The following is a 20,847-nucleotide window of genomic DNA, read 5'->3' on the forward strand; positions in this document are numbered from 1 at the left end:
CCCAAAAGCCGGATCCCGATCCGGCTTTTGGGGCGTTTTCGCATTCAGGGTGCGGCGGCGGCGCATGCCGCGCGCGCACCATGGCGCGTTGCGTCAGTCGTCTTCCGCCGCGTCGAGGCCCGGGAACAGCACGTCGGTATAGCCGAACTTCGTGAAGTCGGTGATCCGCATCGGATACAGCTTGCCGATCAGGTGATCGTATTCGTGCTGGACGACCCGCGCGTGGAACCCCTCCGCGACGCGGTCGATCTTCCCGCCATGCTGGTCGAAGCCGCTGTAGCGGACCTTCGCGTAGCGGCTGACGACGCCGCGCATGCCCGGCACCGACAGGCACCCCTCCCACCCTTCCTCCATGTCCGGCGGCAGATACTCGACCTTCGGGTTGATCAGCACGGTCTCCGGCACGGGCGGCGCTTCCGGGTAGCGGTTGTTGCTGCCGAAGCCGAAGATGATGATCTGCAGGCCGATGCCGATCTGCGGCGCGGCGAGCCCCGCGCCGTTCGCGTGATGCATCGTCTCGAACATGTCCGCGACGATCTTGTGCAGTTCGGGCGTGTCGAACTTCTCCACTGGCCTGGCGATCTCGAACAGGCGGGGATCGCCCATTTTCAGGATGTCGCGAATCATGGCGTGTGTCCCTCCAAAAGTTTGTGCAGGCCGTCCTCGTCGAGCACGGGAATGCCGAGTTCCTCGGCCTTTGCGAGCTTGCTGCCCGCTTCCGCGCCCGCGACGACGTAATCCGTCTTCTTCGATACCGAGCCCGCGACCTTCGCGCCGGCCGCCTCGAGCATTTCCTTCGCCGTGTCGCGCGTCAGGTTCGGCAGCGTGCCCGTCAGCACGACCGTCTTGCCCGCCAGCGCGCCCTGCGGCGCCTTCGGCGCGGGCGGCCCTTCCGGCCACGTGACCTTGCCCGGCGCGCGCAGCTGCTCGATCACCGTCCGGTTGTGTTCCTCGGCGAAGAACTGGTGGATCGACTCGGCGACCACCGGCCCGACGTCGTTGACTTCGAGCAGCGCTTCGATCGATGCGCTCATGATCGGATCGAGCGAACCGAAATGTTTCGCGAGATCCTTCGCCGTCGATTCGCCGACGTGACGAATGCCGAGCGCGTAGATGAAGCGTGCAAGCGTCGTGTGCTTGGCCTTCTCGATCGAATCGAGCAGGTTCTGCGCGGACTTCTCCGCGAACCGGTCGAGCTCCGCCAGCGTCGAAAAGCCGAGATGGAACAGGTCGGCGGGCGTGCGCACCAGATTCTGCTCGACCAGCTGGTCGATGATCTTCTCGCCGAGGCCGTCGATGTCGAGCGCGCGCCGCTGCGCGAAATGCCACAGCGCCTGCTTGCGCTGCGCCGGGCAGAACAGGCCGCCCGTGCAGCGCGCGATCGCCTCGTCCGGCAGCCGCTCGATGCGCGAGCCGCACACCGGGCACTCGGTCGGCATCACGAACTCGGCCGCGTCGGCCGGACGCCGGTCGAGCAGCGCCGCGACGACCTCGGGAATCACGTCGCCCGCCCGCCGCACGATCACCGTGTCGCCGATGCGGATGTCCTTGCGGCGGACCTCGTCCTCGTTGTGCAGCGTCGCGTTGGTGACGGTCGCGCCGCCGACGAACACCGGCTCGAGCCGCGCGACCGGCGTGATCGCGCCGGTGCGCCCGACCTGCACGTCGATCGCGACGAGCCGGGTCAGCGCTTCCTGCGCGGGGAATTTGTGCGCGAGCGCGAAGCGCGGCGCGCGCGACACGAAGCCGAGCCGGTCCTGCTCGTCGCGGCGATTCACCTTGTAGACCACGCCGTCGATGTCGTACGGCAGCGATTCGCGCTTGTCGCCGACCTTGCGGAAAAATCCGAGCAGCCCGTCGGCGCCGCGGACGACCGCGCGTTCGCGGTTCACCGGCAGCCCGAGCGTCTCGTACCAGTCGAGCAGCGCGCTGTGGGTGTCGGGCATGTCGGCGCCTTCCAGCACGCCGATGCCGTACGAAAAGAACGACAGCGGACGCTGCGCGGTGATCTTCGAATCGAGCTGGCGCAGGCTGCCCGCCGCCGCATTGCGCGGATTCGCGAATTCACGCTGCTCGGCCGCGCGCTGGCGCTCGTTCAGGCGCGCGAAATCGCGCTTGAACATCAGCACCTCGCCGCGCACGTCGATCACGGCGGGCACGCGATCGCCCTTCAGCCGCAACGGAATCGAGCGGATCGTGCGGACGTTTTCCGTCACGTCCTCTCCGGTCGTGCCATCGCCGCGCGTCGACGCCTGCACGAACACGCCGTTCACGTAGCGCAGCGAAATCGCGAGGCCGTCGAACTTCAGTTCGCATGCGTATTCGACCGGATCGGTCACGGTGCCGGCCAGATCGGCCGGCTTGTCGAGCGCGTCGGCGACGCGCCGGTCGAACGCGGCGATGTCATCGTCGCTGAAGCCGTTGTTCAGCGACAGCATCGGCATCGTGTGGACGACCGGCGTGAAGCCGCTCGCGACTTCGCCGCCGACGCGCCGGGTCGGCGACTCGGGCGTCACGAGTTCGGGATGCGCCGCTTCGAGTTCCTGCAGCTCGACGAACAGCCGGTCGTATTCGGCGTCGGGCAGTTCCGGCTGGTCGAGCACGTAATACGCGTAGTTCGCGCGCTCGAGCTCGTCACGCAACCACGCGGCACGCGCGGCGGGTTGGCTGGCTGGCGGTTCAACGGGGGTTCGGGCCATGCTGGCGGCAGTTTCTTTCTGAGACAGTCGAGTGTCGGATTATCTCAGTTCGCCGCCGCTTCGGCACATGCGCTGAACGATCGGCATGGTGCCGTGGCGCCATCGCCTCCGTCGGGCAGCCCCCGCCTCTCTCGGCAGCGCGCACGCCAGCCGGGCGACTGCGCCCGGCGTCCACACCATCACTTACTGGCTGAACAACCGCCGCGTGACCGGCGAACCCGCCGGAATGCCCGCCTCTTCCAGCTTCGCGTACAGCTTCATCAACTGCTGCTCGATCGCGAGCAGCGTCGATTCCGGCAGCGGCCGGCGCTGGTCGTCGACGACCCGCGCGCCGATCCGCTCGGACAGCGACTTCGCGTAATCGCACATCAGCCGGAACGGCAGGATGTCCTCTTCCGCGACCGGCACGTCAAGCACCAGCGTGATCATGTTGCCGCCCTTGTAGGTCAGGTCGTCGCGCAGGAAGTTGGTGTCGCCGAACTGCAGCATGAAAACCGGGTTCTGCTTCGCGTCGAGCTTAACGAAGCGCGTGCCGTCGCGCGACAGCAGCAGGCCGTCCTGCGACGCGACCGCCTGCACATAGTTGGCCGACCACGGCGCGCCGTCCGACATCACGTTGATCGACAGCTGCGCGTCGCATTGCGCCGCGAAGCCGTCCAGCTCGCGCGCCATCGACACCGTCTCCATCATGTCCGGGAATTCGGGCGCGCCGTCGATCGCATCGGCGAACTGCTGGACGCCCGTCACGAACTCCGAGAACTCCAGCTCGTTGAGCGGGCCACCGCGGTTAGCGAGCTGTGCGGCCGCGCGCAGTTCCTCATAGCGCACGCCGTTCTGCAACAGCTCCCAGTTGCCGTCGCCCTCCGGCTTGCCCTCGATGTGGACCGGCTTGCTGCCCGCGCGGCGCAAACGCTGCGCGGCCGGCAGGATCTTGTCGCCCGCGAGCGGCGCGCCGAGGCGGATCGGCACGATGCAGTCGATGCGACGGTCGACGATCGCGGGCGGCGCCGCGGAAATCGTCGTGGCGGCCGGCAGAACCGGCTCGGCGGCCTCCGTGGCTTCGGCCGGCTCGCCCGGCTCGGCCTCGCCGCTCTCGGCGACGGCCTGTGCCTCCGGTACGTCCGTCTCGGCCGATGCGGCCTCAGGCGCGTGCGCATCCACCGGCACCTCGGCCGGCACCGCGCCGCCGAACGTCGGCTCGACACGCGCGGCCTCGTCGCCCGGCGCGGCCGCATCGGCCGCCGGCTCGCGACGCACCGGCTGGCGCACCGGCTCGATGAACGGCAACTCGTCGTCGCGCTCGGGGCGATTCATCGCCTCCGCAGCCTCCTCCGGCATCGGCCGCGGCATCTTGCGCCGCACCTTCGCGCCCTGCCACGCGTTGTAGACCGCGACGCCGCCCACCACGACTGCGCCCGCGCCGATCAAACCGAGTGTCAACTCGTCCATGCACGCTCCATCAACTGTTCTTTTTCATCGGACTCGCGGGCGGGCGCCGGTGCGCCGCGCGCCCGCGGGCCATTCGTCAAACGTTATTCTGGGCAAAACCCGCGGCGGTTTCCATGTCCACCGCGACGATCCGCGACACGCCCTGTTCCTGCATCGTCACGCCGATCAGCTGCTGCGCCATCTCCATCGCGATCTTGTTGTGCGAGATGAAGAGGAACTGCGTCTTGTCGGACATCGCGCGCACGAGATTCGCGAACCGCTCGGTGTTCGCGTCGTCGAGCGGCGCGTCGACCTCGTCGAGCAGACAGAACGGCGCCGGGTTCAGCTGGAACATCGCGAACACCAGCGCGGTCGCGGTCAGCGCCTTCTCGCCGCCCGACAGCAGGTGAATCGTCGCGTTCTTCTTGCCGGGCGGCTGCGCCATCACCTGCACGCCGGCATCGAGGATTTCGTCGCCCGTCATGATCAGCCGCGCCTGGCCGCCGCCGAACAGGCGCGGGAACAGGTCGCTGAAGTGACGATTGACCTCGTCGAAGGTTCCCTGCAGCAGCGTGCGGGTTTCCTGGTCGATCTTGTGGATCGCGTCCTCGAGCGTCGTGATCGCGTCGATCAGGTCGGCCGACTGCGCGTCGAGGAACACCTTGCGCTCACTCGCGGTGGCCAGCTCCTCGAGCGCCGCCATGTTGACGGGGCCGAGCGCGTTGATCGCGTTGTTGATCCGCGTGACCTCGCCCTGCAGATACGACGGCTTCAGATCCGGCGTGAGCTTCTCGCGCAGCGCGGCCTCGTCGACCTCGGCCGTCGCGAGCTGCTCGGCGAACTGCTCGACCGACAGGCGCGCCGCCTGCTCCTTCAGCTGCAACTCGGTGATGCGGTCGCGCAGCGGCTGCAGCGAGCGCTCGACGGCCAGCCGCGCGTCGTCCGACGCGCGCAGCTTCGCGGTCAGGTCGTCCAGCTCGATGCGCGCGGCGGCCAGCGCCTCTTCCTTGACGGCGCGAATCTCCAGCGCGTCCTGCAGGCCGTTCTGCGCGGTCTGCCCGTTGATCGTTTCGAGTTCAGCGCGCGCATCCTCGAGCGATACGGCAACCCGCTCGCTCTGCTCGTGCGCGACCTGGATGCTGCGCGTCAGCTCGTCGATCCGCGTCGCCGCGTTGCGCGCGGCAAAGCGCGCGTCATTCGCGCCGCGCTCGAGATCGCGCGCGACCTGGCGCGCGTGGGTCAGCGACTCGTCGAGCGCCTCGAACGCGAGCTGGTTGTCCTCGTAGCGCGCCTGCAGCTCCGCCAGTTCGCCGTCGTAGCGCTCGAAATTCGCTTCCGACTCCACGCGCAGCGCACGCTGCTCCTCGATCTGCGCGCCGATTTCCTCGAGCTCGTCGCGGATCTGCGTGCTGCGCTGCGTGTAACGCTCGTGCGCCTGCGCGAGCTTCAGCACGTCCATCTGCAGCGCGTGCACGCGCTGCGTCGCGCGCTCGGCCTGCGCGCGCACGTCGCCCAGCGCCTGCGACGCCTGCGTGTGCGCGGCTTCCGCCCGCACCACCGCCGTCTTCGCCTCGTCGGCGAGCAGCGCCTGCGCGCGTACCTGGCGCGTCAGGTTCTCGATTTCCTGCTGGCGGGCCAGCATGCCCGACTGCTCCGAATCGGCCGCATACAGCTGCACGCCGACGCGCGTGACCACGTGGCCTGCCTTGACGACGAACGCGCCGCCCGCCGGCAGCTGCGTGCGCGTCGCGAGCGCCTGCGCGAGATCGTCGGCGACGTACACGGCGCCGAGCCAGTCGTTCAGCACCGCCCGCAAGCCGGCGTCGTCGATGCGCACCAGCGACAGCAGCGGCCGCAGGCCGCCCGCCGCCGCCAGCGGCTCACCGGCCGGTGGCGGCGCGTAGAACGCGAGCTTCGCCGGCGGCGCATCGCTCGCGAACGCCTTCACCCAGTCGAGATTCGACACTTCGAGCGCGGCGAGCCGCTCGCGCAGCACCGCCTCGAGCGCCGTCTCCCAGCCCGGCTCGACGTGCAGCTTCTTCCACAGACGCGGCAGCGTGCCGAGCTCGTGCTTGTCGAGCCACGGCTGCACCTTGCCTTCGGTCTGCACGTTTTCCTGCAACTGCCTGAGCGCGGCGAGACGCGCCTCGAGCTGGTGGATCTGCGCGCTTTCGGCCTGCACGCGCTCGTGCGCCGCACGGCGCTCCGCATCGAGGCGCGGCACCGTCTGCTGCGCGTCGGCGAGGCGCGCCTGCGCGTCGCCGAGAATCTCCTCCTGCTCGGCGAGCTGCATGCGCAACTCCTCGAGCTGCGCCTCGTCCGGCACGTCGAGGCCGCCCGCTTCCGCCTTCAGGCGCTCGTGACGCTGCTGCAGCTGCTGCAGCTGCTGGTCGGCGTTGCGCTGGTGCGCGGCTTCGAGCTTGAGCGACTGCTCGGTCTGCGCGATCCGCCCGCGCTCGTCGTTGAGCTGCGCCTGCGCGTCGCGCCAGGTCGCCTCGAGCGCCGGCAGCGCGTCGTGCTTCGCAGCCGCATCGTCCTCGGCGATCGCCGCCTTCTCGTCGGCGATCGCGCGCGCCTCCTCGGCGTCCTCGAGATCGCCCTGCGCCTTGTCGGCCTGCGCCTGCCACTGCTCGCGCTGCGCGGCGAGCGCGGCGATCTGCGCCTGCACGCGGTTGCGCGATTCGACGATGAACTTGATCTCGGCCTCGAGCCGGCTCACTTCCGCGTTCGACTCGTAGAGCGCGCCCTGCGCGCCCTGCATCGCATCGCTCGCCGCGTAGTGCGCGACACGCAGCGTCTCGAGCTGCGCCTCGACTTCGCGCAGCCGCGCGGTCTGCGCGTCCAGGTCGATCTGCGCCTGGTCGATCGCGCGCTTCTGCCGGTCCTGCTCGTTGCCGGCCTCGTTCTTGCGCAGCAGCCACAGCAGGCGCTGCTTCTCCTCGCCGTCGGCGACGAGTTCCTTGTATCGGGTCGCGACCACCGCCTGCGCCTCGAGCTTTTCGAGGTTCGCTGACAGCTCGCGGACGATGTCCTCGACGCGGGTCAGGTTCTCGCGCGTGTCGTGCAGGCGGTTCTCGGTCTCGCGGCGGCGCTCCTTGTACTTCGACACGCCCGCAGCTTCCTCGAGGAACACGCGCAGCTCCTCGGGCTTCGCCTCGATGATCCGCGCGATCATGCCCTGGCCGATGATCGCGTACGCGCGCGGCCCGAGGCCGGTGCCGAGGAAGATGTCCTGGATGTCGCGGCGCCGCGCCGGCAGGTTGTTGATGTAGTAGCTCGACGTGCCGTCGCGCGTGAGCACGCGCTTCACGGCGATCTCGCCGTACTGGCCCCACTGGCCGGCCGCGCGCCCGTCGGAGTTGTCGAAGATCAGTTCGACGCTCGCGCGGCTGCCCGGCTTGCGGGCGGTCGAGCCGTTGAAGATCACGTCCTGCATCGACTCGCCGCGCAGCTCGGACGCGCGCGACTCGCCGAGCACCCAGCGCACGGCGTCGATGATGTTGGACTTGCCGCACCCGTTCGGGCCCACCACGCCGACCAGCTGGCCCGGAACCTGAAAATGCGTGGGATCGACAAAGGATTTGAAGCCAGCGAGTTTGATCGAGCTCAGACGCACGGAGGTATCGGATGTGAAGAATGTGTAAAACGGACGGCGGCGCGCCGCGCAAGGCCTGCCGGCCCGTGCGCGCGACACGCCCCGGAAGTCGGAAAACGGGGCCATGCTGTGCAGCGTCCGGCCCCGCGAATGGCTGCCATCATACCATCGCGCGTGCGCCGTCCTGCCCGCCGTCCGCTTTGTCCTGCGCGGCGCCCGACCGGTGCACGCGGCTCGACAGCAGCGTCGCGAGCACGATGCACACGCCGCCCGCCCATTCGCGCGCGCCCGGCAGCTCGTTGGCGAACAGCCACGCCGACAGCGCCGTGATGACGATCTCGAACAGCATGATGATCGACGCGCGGTTCGCCGGCACGCGGGCCAGCCCGTACTGGACGAGCAGATTGTTCGACGCCATCGTCACGCCGATGCCGGCGACCAGCAGCGCCGCGGCGGTGAGTCCGCCGCCCGCCGGCGCGGCCGGCTGTCCCTCGAACAGCGACGCGACCGCGCCGAACAGCGCCGCGCCGGCGAACAGCGTCGCGGTGCGCATCTCCGCCTTCATCTGAGGCAGCTCGCGGCTCGCCTTGACGACCAGCACGTTGCTCATCGCGAAGCTCAGCCCGGCGGCGAGCCCCGCCCACTCGGCCGGGCCGGCCGGCAGCGGCACGCCGAGCCTCGGCGACCACAGCATCAGCATCGCGCCGCTGATCGACAGCGCCGCGAGTCCCGCGCCCGCCCAGGTCAGCCGCTCGCGCAGCAGGAAGTGCGCGTAGATCGCGGTCCATGCCGGGGTCAGATAAAAAAGCAGCATCACGCGCAGCACTTCGCCGTGGATCGTGCCCCAGACGAAGCCGAGATTCGTCACCCCCGCCGTCACCGCGATTCCCGGCAGCACCCAGTGCCAGCGCAACGTCGCGATCGAGCGATGCCGCACGACGATCACGAACAGGAACGCGACGAGGCTCGTCAGCGCGCTCGCCGCGGTGCCCGTCACGCCCAGCGACGCGAGGATCCGCAACGGATACCAGATCAGGCCCCACACCGACGCGCCGACCAGGATCGCCAACGTCGGCAGGCTGCCGCGCACCCCATTGTTCATTTGCTTCGATACCCTCTGTTGTCGTCGCCACGCGGGCGGCCCCGCCGCCCGTGACACGATGTCCTCACGCTATAATCGACGGCCGCGGACGCTCCGCATCGCCGGTGCCGCCCGCGCTGCCGCGCGGCGCCCTTCGCCGCTCCTATCGCCCAAACCGGCCGCGATGGCCGCTTCGCCCGTGAACCCTCGACTCGATTCGCTCCAGCCCTATCCATTCGAAAAGCTGCGCGCCCTGTTCAAGGACGTGACGCCGCCCGCCGACACGAAGCCGATCAGCTTCGGCATCGGCGAGCCCAAGCACCCGACGCCCGCCCTGATCCGCAACGCGGCGGTCGCCGCGCTCGACGGCCTCGCCGCCTACCCGGCGACCGCCGGCTCGGACGCGCTGCGCCAGGCGATCGCGCGCTGGCTCGAACGCCGCTACGGCCTGCCGGCGATCGATTCGGCCACGCAGGTGCTGCCCGCGTCCGGCTCGCGCGAGGCGCTGTTCGCGCTCGCGCAGACGGTGATCGACGCGACGCCGACCGAAAGCGGCGAGAAAGCGATCGTACTCTGTCCGAATCCGTTCTATCAAATCTACGAAGGCGCGGCGCTGCTGGCGGGCGCCGAGCCGTACTTCGTGAACAGCGACCCGGCGCGCAACTTCGCGTGCGACTACGCGGCGGTGCCCGACGACGTCTGGGCGCGCACGCAGCTTCTCTACGTGTGCTCGCCGGGCAATCCGACGGGCGCGGTGCTGACGCTCGACGACTGGCGCGAGCTGTTCGCGCTGTCTGACCGGCACGGCTTCGTGATCGCATCCGACGAGTGCTACTCGGAAATCTACTTCGACGAGACGAACCCGCCGCTCGGCGGGCTCGAGGCGGCGCATCGCCTCGGCCGCGGCTTCGAGCGGCTCGTGATGCTGTCGAGCCTGTCGAAGCGTTCGAACGTGCCGGGCATGCGTTCCGGCTTCGTCGCCGGCGACGCGGCGCTGCTGAAGAAATTCCTGCTCTACCGCACCTACCACGGCGCGGCGCTGTCGCCCGTCTGGCAGCAGGCCAGTATCGCCGCATGGGGCGACGAGGCGCACGTGCGCGAGAACCGTGCGCTGTACGTGCAGAAGTTCGACACGGTGACGCCGATGCTCGCCGACGTGATCGACGTGAAACTGCCCGACGCCGCGTTCTACCTGTGGGCCAACGTCGCCCGCACCGGCCTGTCGGACACCGAGTTCGCCCGGCGCCTGTACGCCGACTATAATGTGACGGTCCTGCCCGGCTCGTACCTCGCGCGCGAAGCGCACGGCACGAATCCCGGCCGCGATTACATCCGGATCGCGCTCGTCGCCGGCACTGCCGAGTGCGTCGAGGGCGCGCAGCGCATCATCGATTTCTGCCGCGGTCTCGCGCGGTAACCGCCTACCCCGATCAACTCAATTTCCTGCGAAAACGAACATGTCGCAACAACTTCAGCAAATCATCGATAACGCCTGGGAAAACCGCGCCGAGCTGTCGCCGAAGGCGGCGCCCGCGGAAGTCCGCGAAGCGGTCGCGCACGCGATCGAGCAACTGGACAAGGGCCAGCTGCGCGTCGCCGAGAAGCAAGGCAGCGACTGGATCGTGCACCAGTGGCTGAAGAAGGCCGTGCTGTTGTCGTTCCGCCTGGAAGACAACGTGCCGATGCCGGCGGGCGGCTACTCGCAGTTCTACGACAAGGTGCCGTCGAAGTTCGCGAACTACACCGCCGAAGACTTCGCCGCGGGCGGCTTCCGCGTCGTGCCGCCGGCGATCGCGCGCCGCGGCTCGTTCATCGCGAAGAACGTCGTGCTGATGCCGTCGTACACCAACATCGGCGCCTACGTCGACGAAGGCACGATGGTCGACACCTGGGCGACGGTCGGCTCGTGCGCGCAGATCGGCAAGAACGTGCACCTGTCGGGCGGCGTCGGCATCGGCGGCGTGCTCGAGCCGCTGCAGGCGAACCCGGTCATCATCGAGGACAACTGCTTCATCGGCGCGCGCTCGGAAGTCGTCGAAGGCGTGATCGTCGAGGAGAACTCGGTGATCTCGATGGGCGTCTATCTCGGCCAGAGCACGAAGATCTACGACCGCGAAACCGGCGAGGTCAGCTACGGCCGCATCCCGGCCGGCTCGGTCGTCGTGGCCGGCAACCTGCCGTCGAAGGACGGCACGCACAGCCTCTACTGCGCGGTGATCGTCAAGAAGGTCGACGCGAAGACCCGCGCGAAGGTCGGCCTGAACGAGCTGCTGCGAGGCGACTGATGGCGAAGCCGCACACCGTGGTCGTGTACGGCATTCCGAACTGCGACACCGTGAAGAAGGCCCGCGTGTGGCTTGCCGACCACGGTGTCGCGTTCGAATTTCACGACTTCAAGAAAGCCGGCGTCAGCGCGCCGCTGGTCGAGGACTGGCTGAAGGACGTGTCGCTCGACGCGCTCCTGAACCGCCGCGGCACCACGTGGCGCGCGCTGTCCGACGACATGAAGGCGGCCGCCGAAACGCCGGCCGGCGCGATCGCGCTGATGATCCACAAGCCGTCGGTCATCAAGCGTCCGGTGCTGGTCGTCAACGGCCGCGTGAAATCGCTCGGCTTCGCGGCCGACCAGTACGCGGCGCTGTTCGCAGCCTAGGCCCGCTCACGCCGCACGGCGTCCGAAGTCATCGCTGCCGGCCACCGCGCCGGCTTTTTTATCGAAAGTGGTCCGAACCATGTCCGCCACCCTAGCCCTTACCGAACAGCTGATCGCCCGCGCGTCCGTGACGCCCGACGACCAGCACTGCCAGCAGATCATGACCGACCGCCTCGCCGCGCTCGGCTTCGACATCGAGACGATCGCGTCGCACGGCGTGACCAACCTGTGGGCCGTCAAGCGCGGCGCGGACGGTCGCGACGGCAAGCTGCTCGCGTTCGCCGGCCATACCGACGTCGTGCCGACCGGTCCGATCGAGCAGTGGACGTCGCCGCCGTTCGTGCCGGCCCATCGTGACGGCAAGCTGTACGGCCGCGGCGCGGCAGACATGAAGGCGTCGCTCGCCGGCTTCATCGTCGCGACCGAGGAATTCGTCGCCGCGCACCCCGGCCACCGCGGCTCGATCGCGTTCCTGATCACGAGCGACGAGGAAGGCCCGGCGACCGACGGAACGGTGAAAGTCGTCGAGGCACTCGACGCGCGCGGCGAACGGCTCGACTACTGCATCGTCGGCGAGCCGACGTCGACCGCCGAGCTCGGCGACGTGGTCAAGAACGGCCGCCGCGGCTCGATGTCCGGCGAGCTGATCGTCAAGGGCGTGCAAGGCCACATCGCCTACCCGCATCTCGCGAAGAACCCGATCCACCTGCTCGCGCCGGCGCTCGCCGAGCTCGCCGCCGAGCAGTGGGACGAAGGCAACGAGTACTTCCCGCCGACCACCTGGCAGGTGTCGAACCTGCACGCGGGCACCGGCGCGACCAACGTGATCCCCGGTCATGCCGAACTGCTGTTCAACTTCCGCTTCTCGACGGCCAGCACGGTCGACGGCCTCAAGGCGCGCGTGCATGCGATCCTCGACAGGCACGGGCTCGATTACGACCTGAACTGGTCGGTGAGCGGCCTGCCGTTCCTGACGCCGCGCGGCGACCTGTCGAACGCGCTCGAGGCCGCGATCCGCGCGGAGACCGGCCTCACGACCGAACTGTCGACGACCGGCGGCACGTCCGACGGACGCTTCATCGCGCGCATCTGCCCGCAGGTGATCGAATTCGGTCCGCCGAACGGCAGCATCCACAAAATCGACGAGCACATCGAAGTGCGCTTCATCGACCCACTGAAGAACGTGTACCGCCGTGTGCTCGAACAACTGATCGCCTGACGGAGCCCATTCATGACGACACCATTCACCACCGTTCGCGACCTGCTGCGCTACGCGGTCACGCGCTTTTCGAAGGCGAAGCTCGCATTCGGCCACGGTTCGGACAACGCGTACGACGAGGCGGCCTATCTCGTGCTGCACACGCTCGACCTGCCGCTCGACACGCTCGAGCCGTTCTTCGACGCGCGCCTGCTGCCCGACGAAGTCGACGCCGTGCTCAATGTGATCGAGCGGCGCGCGACCGACCGCGTGCCCGCCGCGTACATCACGCACGAGGCATGGATGCACGGCCACCGCTTCTACGTCGACGAGCGCGTGATCGTGCCGCGCTCGTTCATCGGCGAACTGCTCGACGACGGGCTGCAGCCGTACGTCGCCGATCCCGACCAGGTCGGTGCGGTGCTGGAGCTGTGCACCGGCTCCGGGTGTCTCGCGATCCTCGCGGCGAGCGCGTTCCCGAACGCGGAGATCGACGCGGTCGACCTGTCCGACAAGGCACTCGAAGTCGCGAAGATCAACGTGCGCGACTATGGCCTCGAAGACCGCATCGCGCTCCATCAGGGCGACCTCTATGCGCCGCTGCCCGGCTTCCGCTCGACCGACCCCGCCGCGCGATATGACGTGATCCTGACCAATCCGCCGTACGTGAACGCGGCGTCGATGGCCGCGCTGCCGCCGGAGTACCGGCACGAGCCGCAGATGGCGCTCGCCGGCGGCGAGGATGGCATGGACATCGTCCGCCGCATCATCGGCGAAGCGCGCAACTGGCTGCACGACGACGGCGTGCTGGTCGTCGAGATCGGCAACGAGCGCGCGAACGTCGAAGCCGCGTTCGGCGGCCTCGAGCTGACCTGGCTGTCGACCAGCGCGGGCGACGACAGCGTGTTCCTGATCCAGGCCGCCGACCTGCCCGCGAAGCCCTGAACGGCGGGCCAGCCCCCGACCGGCCGCAACGCGACGCGCCCCGCTTCGCGTTGCGGTTCGGTAAGATGCGCGTAAGCGGCCGTCGCGCCGCGCGACTTCAGGAGTCCGTTACGCGCCCATGTATCTCGACTGGCTACACGTTGGCACGCTCATCCTCGTCCTGCATGTGCTCGGGGTGGTTGCGGCCTGCCACGCGATCCTGAACACCCGCACGTCGCAGGGCGCGATCGCGTGGGCGGTGTCGCTCGCCGCGATGCCGTACCTGACGCTGATCCCCTATCTCTTTCTCGGACGCAGCAAGTTCTCCGGCTATGTCGACGCGCGGCGCCACGAGTCCGAGGCGCTGCGCTCGCACACCCTGCCGGCGCCGTGGAGCGCAGGCGGCTCGACCGGGGGGGCGCCGTCGGACGCGCTCGGCGTCGCCGCCGCGCGCGCGCTCACCCGGCTCGGCGGCATGCCGTTCCTGCCCGGCAACGCGGTGCGCACGCTCGTCAACGGCGAGGCGACGTTTGCGGCGATCCTGTCGGCGATCGACGCCGCGCGCCATTACGTGATCGTGCAGTTCTTCATCATCCGCGACGACGCGCTCGGCGCGATGCTGCGCGACGCGCTGATCGCGCGCGCCGCCACCGGCGTGCGCTGCTATCTGCTGTACGACAGCATCGGAAGCTTCGACCTGCCGCACAGCTACGTCAACGACCTGCGCGCCGGCGGCGTCGAGGTGCATCCGTTCGCGACCAAACGCCAGTTCGTCAACCGCTTCCAGCTCAATTTCCGCAACCACCGCAAGATCGTCGTCGTCGACGGCACCTGCGCGTTCGTCGGCGGTCATAACGTCGGCGTCGAATATCTCGGTGCGAACGCGCGCCTGTCGCCGTGGCGCGACACGCACATCGAGGTGCGCGGCCCCGCCGTGGCGAGCATCCAGTACGTGTTCGCCGAGGACTGGCACTGGGCGACACGGACCCTGCCGCACCTCGCACCGCCGCCCGCGCCGGTACCCGATGCGGACATGCACTGCCTCGCGGTGCCGATGGGGCCGGCCGACAAGCAGGAAACCGGCTCGCTGTTCTTCGTCGAGACGATCAATGCCGCACGCGAGCGGATCTGGATCACGACGCCTTACCTCGTGCCCGACGAGGCCGTCGTCGCGGCGCTCAAGCTCGCGGTGATGCGCGGCGTCGACGTCCGCATCCTGATCCCGAGCCGGCGCGATCACTATGTGGTGTTCGAGGCGTCGAAGCTCTACGCGCGCGATCTCGCCGATGCCGGCGTCAAGGTGTTCCGCTACCGGCCCGGCTTCCTGCACGAGAAGGTCGTACTGATCGACCGCAGCGCGGCCGCGATCGGCAGCGCGAATCTCGACAACCGCTCGTTCCGGCTCAACTTCGAAATCATGGTGCTGACGGTCGACCGCGCGTTCGCGGACGAAGTCGAAGCGATGCTCGTGCGCGACTTCGCGCAGGCCTATGCGGTCGACGCGCGCGAATACCGGCAGTCGCCCGCATGGCGGCGGGTCGCGATGCACATCGCGCGGCTGTTCGCGCCGATTCTCTAGCGGCTGTTCAGGCGGATTCACTCGCGCCTGTTCACGCGCGCAACGGGCTTGCGCGGGCCGCCGCACTCGCCGGTCACACGCAGGCGCCGGTGCGCGCGCCGGCACCGGGTACGAGTCACAGCAGCTTTTCGATATCCGCCACGATCTCCTCGGGCTTCGCCGACGGCGCGTAGCGCTTGACGATATTGCCCTGGCGGTCGACGAGGAACTTCGTGAAATTCCACTTGATCGCCTTGAGCCCGAAAATGCCGGGCGCCTCGTCGGTCAGATAGCGGTACAGCGGATGCGCGTTCGCTCCCTTGACGTCGATCTTCGCGAACATCGGGAACGTCACGCCGAAATTGCGCTCGCAAAACGCGCCGATCTGCGCGGCGTCGCCGGGCTCCTGCTTGCCGAACTGGTTGCACGGGAAACCGAGCACGTCGAAGCCACGCGCCGCAAAGCGGCTGTAGAGTTGCTGGAGGCCCGCGTACTGCGGCGTGAACCCGCACTCGCTCGCGGTGTTGACGATCAGCAGCACGTTGCCGCGATAGGTGTCGAGCGACACCGGCGCGCCGGCCAGCGATTCGGCGGTGAACGAATACAGTTTGGACATCAGCGGCCCCCTTCTTTGTGTCGATCGTGATGGACGTGGAGTCTAGGCGAAATCGGACGCGAACGGGGCATCGTCCGAACGGTCGATGCCCGGCGCCGGCCGCCCGGTCTAAAATAGCGCTTTTGCCTCACATTCTCCGTCGTGATCCGTTTCAATCAGTTCAGTCTTGCGCGCGGCACCAAGCCGCTTTTCGACGCGGCCACGTTCGTGCTCAACCCCGGCGAGAAGGCCGGCCTGATCGGCGCGAACGGCGCCGGCAAGTCGACGCTGTTCGCGGTGTTGCGCGGCGAGCTGCATGCCGACGCCGGCGATTTCTCGATGCCGCCGTCATGGCAGATCGCCCACGTGTCGCAGGAAACGCCCGCCGTCGACCGCACCGCGCTCGATTACACGCTCGACGGCGACGCTGCGTTGCGCGCGATCGAGGCGCGCATCGCCGCCGCGTCGGCCGCGCACGACGGCGCGGCGGAAGCGGACGCGCACGCCGCGTTCGCCGATGCCGACGGCTATACCGCGCCGGCGCGCGCCGAGGCCCTGCTGCTCGGCCTCGGCTTCACGCTCGCACAGACGCGCGAGCCGGTCGCGAGCTTCTCCGGCGGCTGGCGCATGCGCCTGAACCTCGCGCAGGCGCTGATGTGCCGCTCCGATCTGCTGCTGCTCGACGAACCGACCAACCACCTGGATCTCGACGCGATCGTCTGGCTCGAAGACTGGCTGCACCGTTACCCGGGCACGCTCGTCGTGATCTCGCACGACCGCGAGTTCCTCGACGCGATCTGCAACGTCACGCTGCACCTCGACAACCGTCAGGTGAAGCGCTATGGCGGCAACTACTCGCAGTTCGAAGTGCTGCGCGCGCAGCAGCTGACGCTCCAGCAGAGCGCCTACGAGAAACAGCAGCGCACGATCGAGCATCTGCAGAGCTTCATCGACCGCTTCAAGGCCCAGGCGACCAAGGCGCGGCAGGCGCAGAGCCGGATGAAGGCGCTGGAGAAGATGGAACTGATCGCGCCGGCGCACGTCGCGTCGCCGTTTACGTTCGAATTCCGCACGCCCGATGCGGCACCCAACCCGATGATGGTGATGGAGGACGTCCGCTGCGGCTACCACGGCGACGACGGCGCCGAGATCCCGATCGTCGAGCGCGTGTCGCTGTCGATCCAGAACGGCCAGCGCATCGGCCTGCTCGGCGCGAACGGCCAGGGCAAGTCGACGCTGATCAAGACGCTGGCGGGCACGCTCGCGCCGCTGTCCGGGCATGTCCGCGAAGGCAAGGGGCTGACGATCGGCTATTTCGCGCAACACCAGCTCGAGACGCTGCGCGAGGACGACTCCCCGCTCGCCCATCTTGCGCGACTGGCGCCCGACACACGCGAGCAGGAGCTGCGCGATTTCCTCGGCGGCTTCAATTTTTCCGGGGAAATGGCCACCAACCCGGTCGGGCCGTTCTCCGGCGGCGAAAAGGCGCGGCTCGCGCTCGCGCTGATCATCTGGCAGAAGCCGAACCTGCTGCTGCTCGACGAACCGACCAACCACCTCGACCTCGAGACGCGCCATGCGCTGACGATGGCGCTCGCGCAATTCGAAGGCACGCTGATCCTCGTGTCGCACGACCGTCATCTGCTGCGCGCGACGACCGACCAGTTCATGCTCGTCGCCAAACACCGGCTCCAGCCGTTCGACGGCGATCTCGACGATTACCGGGACTGGCTGCTCCAGCACGCCGCCGAGCAGCGCGCGGCGGCGAAGGCGGACAGCGCGGCCGCGCCGGCCACCGGCCCCGTCGTCAACCGCAAGGACCAGAAGCGGCAGGAAGCCGAGCAGCGCCAGCGCCTGTCGCATCTCAAGAAGCCGCTGCAAACGCGCATCGCGAAGCTGGAAAAGGAAATGGAAACGCTGCACGCGCAGAAGGCGCGGCTCGACGCGTTCGTCGCCGATCCGGCGAGCTACGAGGCAGCGCGCAAAACGGAGCTGACCGACGCGATCCGCACGCTCGGCGACGTCAACAGCCGGCTCGAGACCGTCGAGGCCGACTGGCTGGCTGCGCAGGAGGAACTGGAGCAGATCGGCTGACGGACGCGCCTGCGGGCGTGCCGCGGGCCGCTGGCGAATCGCCCCGCGGCCCGGCCGGCAAGCCCGGCTTGACGCGTGCTTCCGGTCAGCGCCGCCGCAGCGTGTCGCGCGGCATCTGTTCGTCGTCGCGCATCAGGTGCCGGCGCCCTTCGGGCGGCCGCTGCATCGCCGCGACGACTTCCGCCTCGGTCACGTGCTCGGCCACCACGCGGCGGGCGACGCGCCCTTCCGCATCGATCCACTCGACGATCCTGCAACCGCCGCCCCACGGCTGGCGAATCGGCTCCGACACGCGACAGCCACGCAGGTTGTAATCGCGCCCGACGGGCGCTTCCACAGACCGTTTCACATCCATCCTTTGCGCATCGCGCGGTTCGACAGTTCGTCAAAGGATAGGGAAGCGCGATGTCCGGCGGGTTACAGAAGCCTACAAAAACATTACACGCAATTACGCGACAGGACGGCGGGCGTGCCGCGCGCCGTCACTCGAGCCCGCGCACGCGGTCGATCGCCTGTTCGAGCCGCTCGACCGCGATCACCTGCAGCCCGTCGACCGGCTGCTTCGGCGCGTTCGCCTTCGGAATCAGCGCCGTCGTGAAGCCGAGCTTCGCGGCCTCGCGCAGCCGTTCCTGGCCACGCGGCGACGGGCGGATCTCGCCCGCGAGCCCCACTTCGCCGAAGACGATCAGGCCCTTCGGCAGCGGCTTGTTGCGCATCGACGAGTGGATGGCGAGCAGCACCGCGAGATCGGCGGCCGGCTCGGCGATCTTCACGCCGCCGACCGCGTTGAGGAACACGTCCTGGTCGAAGCACGCGATGCCCGCATGGCGGTGCAGCACGGCGAGCAGCATCGCGAGCCGGTTCTGCTCGAGGCCGACCGCGAGGCGGCGCGGATTCGGCACATGAGCGGTATCGACGAGCGCCTGGACCTCGACCAGCAGCGGACGCGTGCCCTCCTGCGTCACCAGCACGCACGAGCCGGGCACCACCTGTTCATGCTGCGACAGGAACAGCGCGGACGGATTGGCGACGCCGCGCAGGCCGCGCTCGGTCATCGCGAACACGCCCAGCTCGTTGACCGCGCCGAAACGGTTCTTGAACGCGCGCACGAGCCGGAACGACGAATGGGTGTCGCCTTCGAAATACAGCACCGTGTCGACGATGTGCTCGAGCACGCGCGGGCCGGCCAGATTGCCTTCCTTCGTCACGTGGCCGACCATGATGATCGCGGTGCCGGACTGCTTCGCGATGCGCGTCAGTTGCGCCGCGCACTCGCGCACCTGCGCGACCGAGCCGGGCGCCGACGTGAGCGCTTCCGAATAGACGGTCTGGATCGAGTCGACGACGGCGACGTCGGGGCGCTCCGCGTCGATCGCCGCCTGGATCTTCTCGAGCTGGATCTCGGCGAGCAGCTTCAGTTCGGCCGCCGGCACACCGCCGTCGAGCAGCGCGAGCCGCTGCGCGCGCAACGCGATCTGCGCGGCCGATTCCTCGCCGCTGATATAGAGCGTGCGGCGCTCGCTCGCGATGCCGGCGAGCGACTGCAGCAGCAGCGTCGACTTGCCGATGCCCGGATCACCGCCGATCAGCACGACGCCCCCCGCGACGAGGCCGCCGCCGAGCACCCGGTCGAATTCGCCGATGCCGGTCGAAAAGCGCGGCACGTCGGCCGCCTCGATGTCGGCGAGGCGCTGCACCGGCGCGCGCTTTGCGAGCGACTGAAAGCGGTGCGCCGACGGCGACTCCGCGGCCGACTCGACAAGCGTGTTCCACGCGTGGCACGACGGGCATTGCCCCTGCCACTTCGGCGTCTGGCCGCCGCACTCGCTGCAGACGTAAACGGTCTTCTGCTTGGCCACGTGATGCGCCCTTATTCCGCGCGCACCGGCACGCGGGCCGCGACCGCGCACATCAGCTCGTAACCGATCGTGCCGCAATGGCGCGCGACGTCGTCGATCGGCAGCGCCTCGCCCCACAGTTCGACGCGCGAGCCAACATTGGCCTGCGGACACGGGGTCAGGTCGACGGTCAGCATGTCCATCGACACGCGGCCGACGATCCGCGTACGGATGCCGTCGACGATCACCGGCGCGCCTTCGGGCGCAACACGCGGATAACCGTCCGCGTAGCCGCACGCGACGACGCCGATGCGCATCTGCGCGTGCGCCGAGAACGTCGATCCGTAGCCGATCGTCTGCCCCTTCGCGATCGTCTGCACGGCGATCAGCTCGGACGCGAGCGTCATCGCCGGCTTGAGGCCGGTGTCCGCGATGTCGGCGCTCGCGCCCGACGGCGACGCGCCATACAGCATGATCCCCGGGCGCACCCAGTCGAAATGGGTGGCCGGGTGCCAAAGCACCGCCGCGGAATTCGCGAGGCTGCGCGCGCCGGCGATGCTCGCGGCACCGCGCTCGAAGGTCGCCAGCTGCTCGGCGACGCCGCGCTCGCTGTCCGCATCCGAAAAATGCGTCATCAGCGTGATCTGGCCGACGCCCGGGCACGTGCGCGCGCGCTCCCACGCGGCGCGGAACTTCTCCGGCGTGTAGCCGAGGCGGTTCATGCCGCTGTTCATCTTCAGCTGGATGTTGACCGGCTTGGACAGCCGCGCCGTTTCCAGCATCCGCATCTGCTCGTCGTTGTGGACCGTCGTCGTGAGGCTGTAGCGGTCGATCACGTCGATGTCGGTCGAGCGGAAAAAGCCTTCCAGCAGCAGAATCGGCCCGGCCCAGCCCAGCTCGCGCAGCTTGACGGCCTCGTCGAGATCGAGCAGCCCGAAGCCGTCGGTGCCCCGGAGGCCGGGAAACGCCCGCGCGAGGCCGTGCCCGTAGGCGTTCGCCTTGACGACGGCCCAGACCTTGGACTGGCCGGCGCAGCGGCGGGCGACGGAAAGATTGTTCGCAAGAGCGGCGGTGTGGATGGTGGCAGAGATCGGGCGCGGCATGGGAATTTTTACGTAAAGACGCTTGCGAATCATCAGCTTAGCGCGCCTTTTGAGCACTGTAGCCGACAATTCACGGAACGA

At 68.7% G+C, this 20,847-nt stretch carries 16 protein-coding genes; 7 read left to right on the plus strand and 9 right to left on the minus strand.

Annotation, left to right across the window (positions count from 1 at the left end):
* Positions 1–93: 93 nt before the first annotated feature.
* From def to LIG30_RS15075, 5 genes are all read right to left on the minus strand, one after another.
* Complete coding sequence (gene def / locus LIG30_RS15055) at positions 94–627, minus strand: peptide deformylase (RefSeq protein ID WP_038713414.1); 534 nt, start codon at positions 625–627, stop codon at positions 94–96.
* Positions 624–2,699 carry an NAD-dependent DNA ligase LigA gene (ligA, locus tag LIG30_RS15060; protein WP_038713415.1) on the minus strand — a complete coding sequence of 692 codons (2,076 nt, stop codon included), beginning with the start codon at positions 2,697–2,699 and terminating at the stop codon, positions 624–626. The genes def and ligA overlap by 4 nt, the downstream gene beginning before the upstream one ends.
* A gap of 183 nt (positions 2,700–2,882) precedes the next feature.
* A complete protein-coding gene (locus LIG30_RS15065; protein ID WP_038713416.1) occupies positions 2,883–4,148 on the minus strand; it encodes a cell division protein ZipA C-terminal FtsZ-binding domain-containing protein in 1,266 nt (421 codons plus the stop codon).
* A gap of 76 nt (positions 4,149–4,224) precedes the next feature.
* On the minus strand, positions 4,225–7,743 hold the full coding sequence (gene smc, locus LIG30_RS15070) for a chromosome segregation protein SMC (RefSeq protein WP_038713417.1): 3,519 nt from the start codon (positions 7,741–7,743) through the stop codon (positions 4,225–4,227).
* Positions 7,744–7,882: 139 nt separating this feature from the next.
* Positions 7,883–8,824, minus strand: a complete 942-nt coding sequence (locus LIG30_RS15075; RefSeq protein WP_038713418.1) for a DMT family transporter — start codon at positions 8,822–8,824, stop codon at positions 7,883–7,885.
* Between the two features lie 163 nt (positions 8,825–8,987).
* Between LIG30_RS15075 and dapC the strand changes: the two genes are divergently transcribed.
* The 6 genes from dapC to cls all read left to right on the plus strand — a co-directional run bounded on the left by dapC (position 8,988) and on the right by cls (position 15,157).
* Complete coding sequence (gene dapC / locus LIG30_RS15080) at positions 8,988–10,220, plus strand: succinyldiaminopimelate transaminase (RefSeq protein WP_038713419.1); 1,233 nt, start codon at positions 8,988–8,990, stop codon at positions 10,218–10,220.
* A gap of 40 nt (positions 10,221–10,260) precedes the next feature.
* The gene (gene dapD / locus LIG30_RS15085) at positions 10,261–11,088 is read left to right on the plus strand and encodes a 2,3,4,5-tetrahydropyridine-2,6-dicarboxylate N-succinyltransferase (protein ID WP_038713420.1); all 828 of its coding nucleotides are present in this window, start codon (positions 10,261–10,263) and stop codon (positions 11,086–11,088) included.
* Positions 11,088–11,456: an ArsC family reductase gene (locus tag LIG30_RS15090; RefSeq protein ID WP_038713421.1), complete on the plus strand. Its 369-nt coding sequence runs from the start codon at positions 11,088–11,090 to the stop codon at positions 11,454–11,456. The genes dapD and LIG30_RS15090 overlap by 1 nt, the downstream gene beginning before the upstream one ends.
* Positions 11,457–11,535: 79 nt before the next feature.
* Entirely contained in the window at positions 11,536–12,675 is a 1,140-nt protein-coding gene (gene dapE / locus LIG30_RS15095; RefSeq protein WP_038713422.1) for a succinyl-diaminopimelate desuccinylase, read from the plus strand.
* Between the two features lie 12 nt (positions 12,676–12,687).
* Positions 12,688–13,599, plus strand: coding sequence for a 50S ribosomal protein L3 N(5)-glutamine methyltransferase (prmB, locus tag LIG30_RS15100; RefSeq protein WP_038713423.1), 912 nt, complete (start codon positions 12,688–12,690; stop codon positions 13,597–13,599).
* A gap of 118 nt (positions 13,600–13,717) precedes the next feature.
* A complete protein-coding gene (cls, locus tag LIG30_RS15105; protein WP_038713424.1) occupies positions 13,718–15,157 on the plus strand; it encodes a cardiolipin synthase in 1,440 nt (479 codons plus the stop codon).
* Between the two features lie 115 nt (positions 15,158–15,272).
* Here the strand turns inward: cls and LIG30_RS15110 are convergent, their stop codons facing one another.
* On the minus strand, positions 15,273–15,752 hold the full coding sequence (locus tag LIG30_RS15110; protein WP_038713425.1) for a glutathione peroxidase: 480 nt from the start codon (positions 15,750–15,752) through the stop codon (positions 15,273–15,275).
* 141 nt (positions 15,753–15,893) lie between these two features.
* On the opposite strand from LIG30_RS15110, the gene LIG30_RS15115 reads away from it, so the two are divergent.
* Entirely contained in the window at positions 15,894–17,825 is a 1,932-nt protein-coding gene (locus tag LIG30_RS15115; RefSeq protein WP_038713426.1) for an ATP-binding cassette domain-containing protein, read from the plus strand.
* Positions 17,826–17,910: 85 nt separating this feature from the next.
* Here LIG30_RS15115 and LIG30_RS15120 read toward each other — a convergent pair whose 3' ends face one another.
* From LIG30_RS15120 to alr, 3 genes are all read right to left on the minus strand, one after another.
* Positions 17,911–18,180 carry a DUF2866 domain-containing protein gene (locus LIG30_RS15120; protein ID WP_038713427.1) on the minus strand — a complete coding sequence of 90 codons (270 nt, stop codon included), beginning with the start codon at positions 18,178–18,180 and terminating at the stop codon, positions 17,911–17,913.
* Positions 18,181–18,307: 127 nt separating this feature from the next.
* Positions 18,308–19,684 (minus strand): DNA repair protein RadA, encoded by a 1,377-nt coding sequence (gene radA / locus LIG30_RS15125; protein WP_038713428.1) that lies wholly within the window; start codon positions 19,682–19,684, stop codon positions 18,308–18,310.
* A gap of 11 nt (positions 19,685–19,695) precedes the next feature.
* Complete coding sequence (alr, locus tag LIG30_RS15130; RefSeq protein WP_038713429.1) at positions 19,696–20,766, minus strand: alanine racemase; 1,071 nt, start codon at positions 20,764–20,766, stop codon at positions 19,696–19,698.
* Positions 20,767–20,847 lie beyond the last annotated feature (81 nt).

This window comes from Burkholderia sp. lig30 (assembly GCF_000687455.2).
Classification (GTDB): domain Bacteria; phylum Pseudomonadota; class Gammaproteobacteria; order Burkholderiales; family Burkholderiaceae; genus Burkholderia.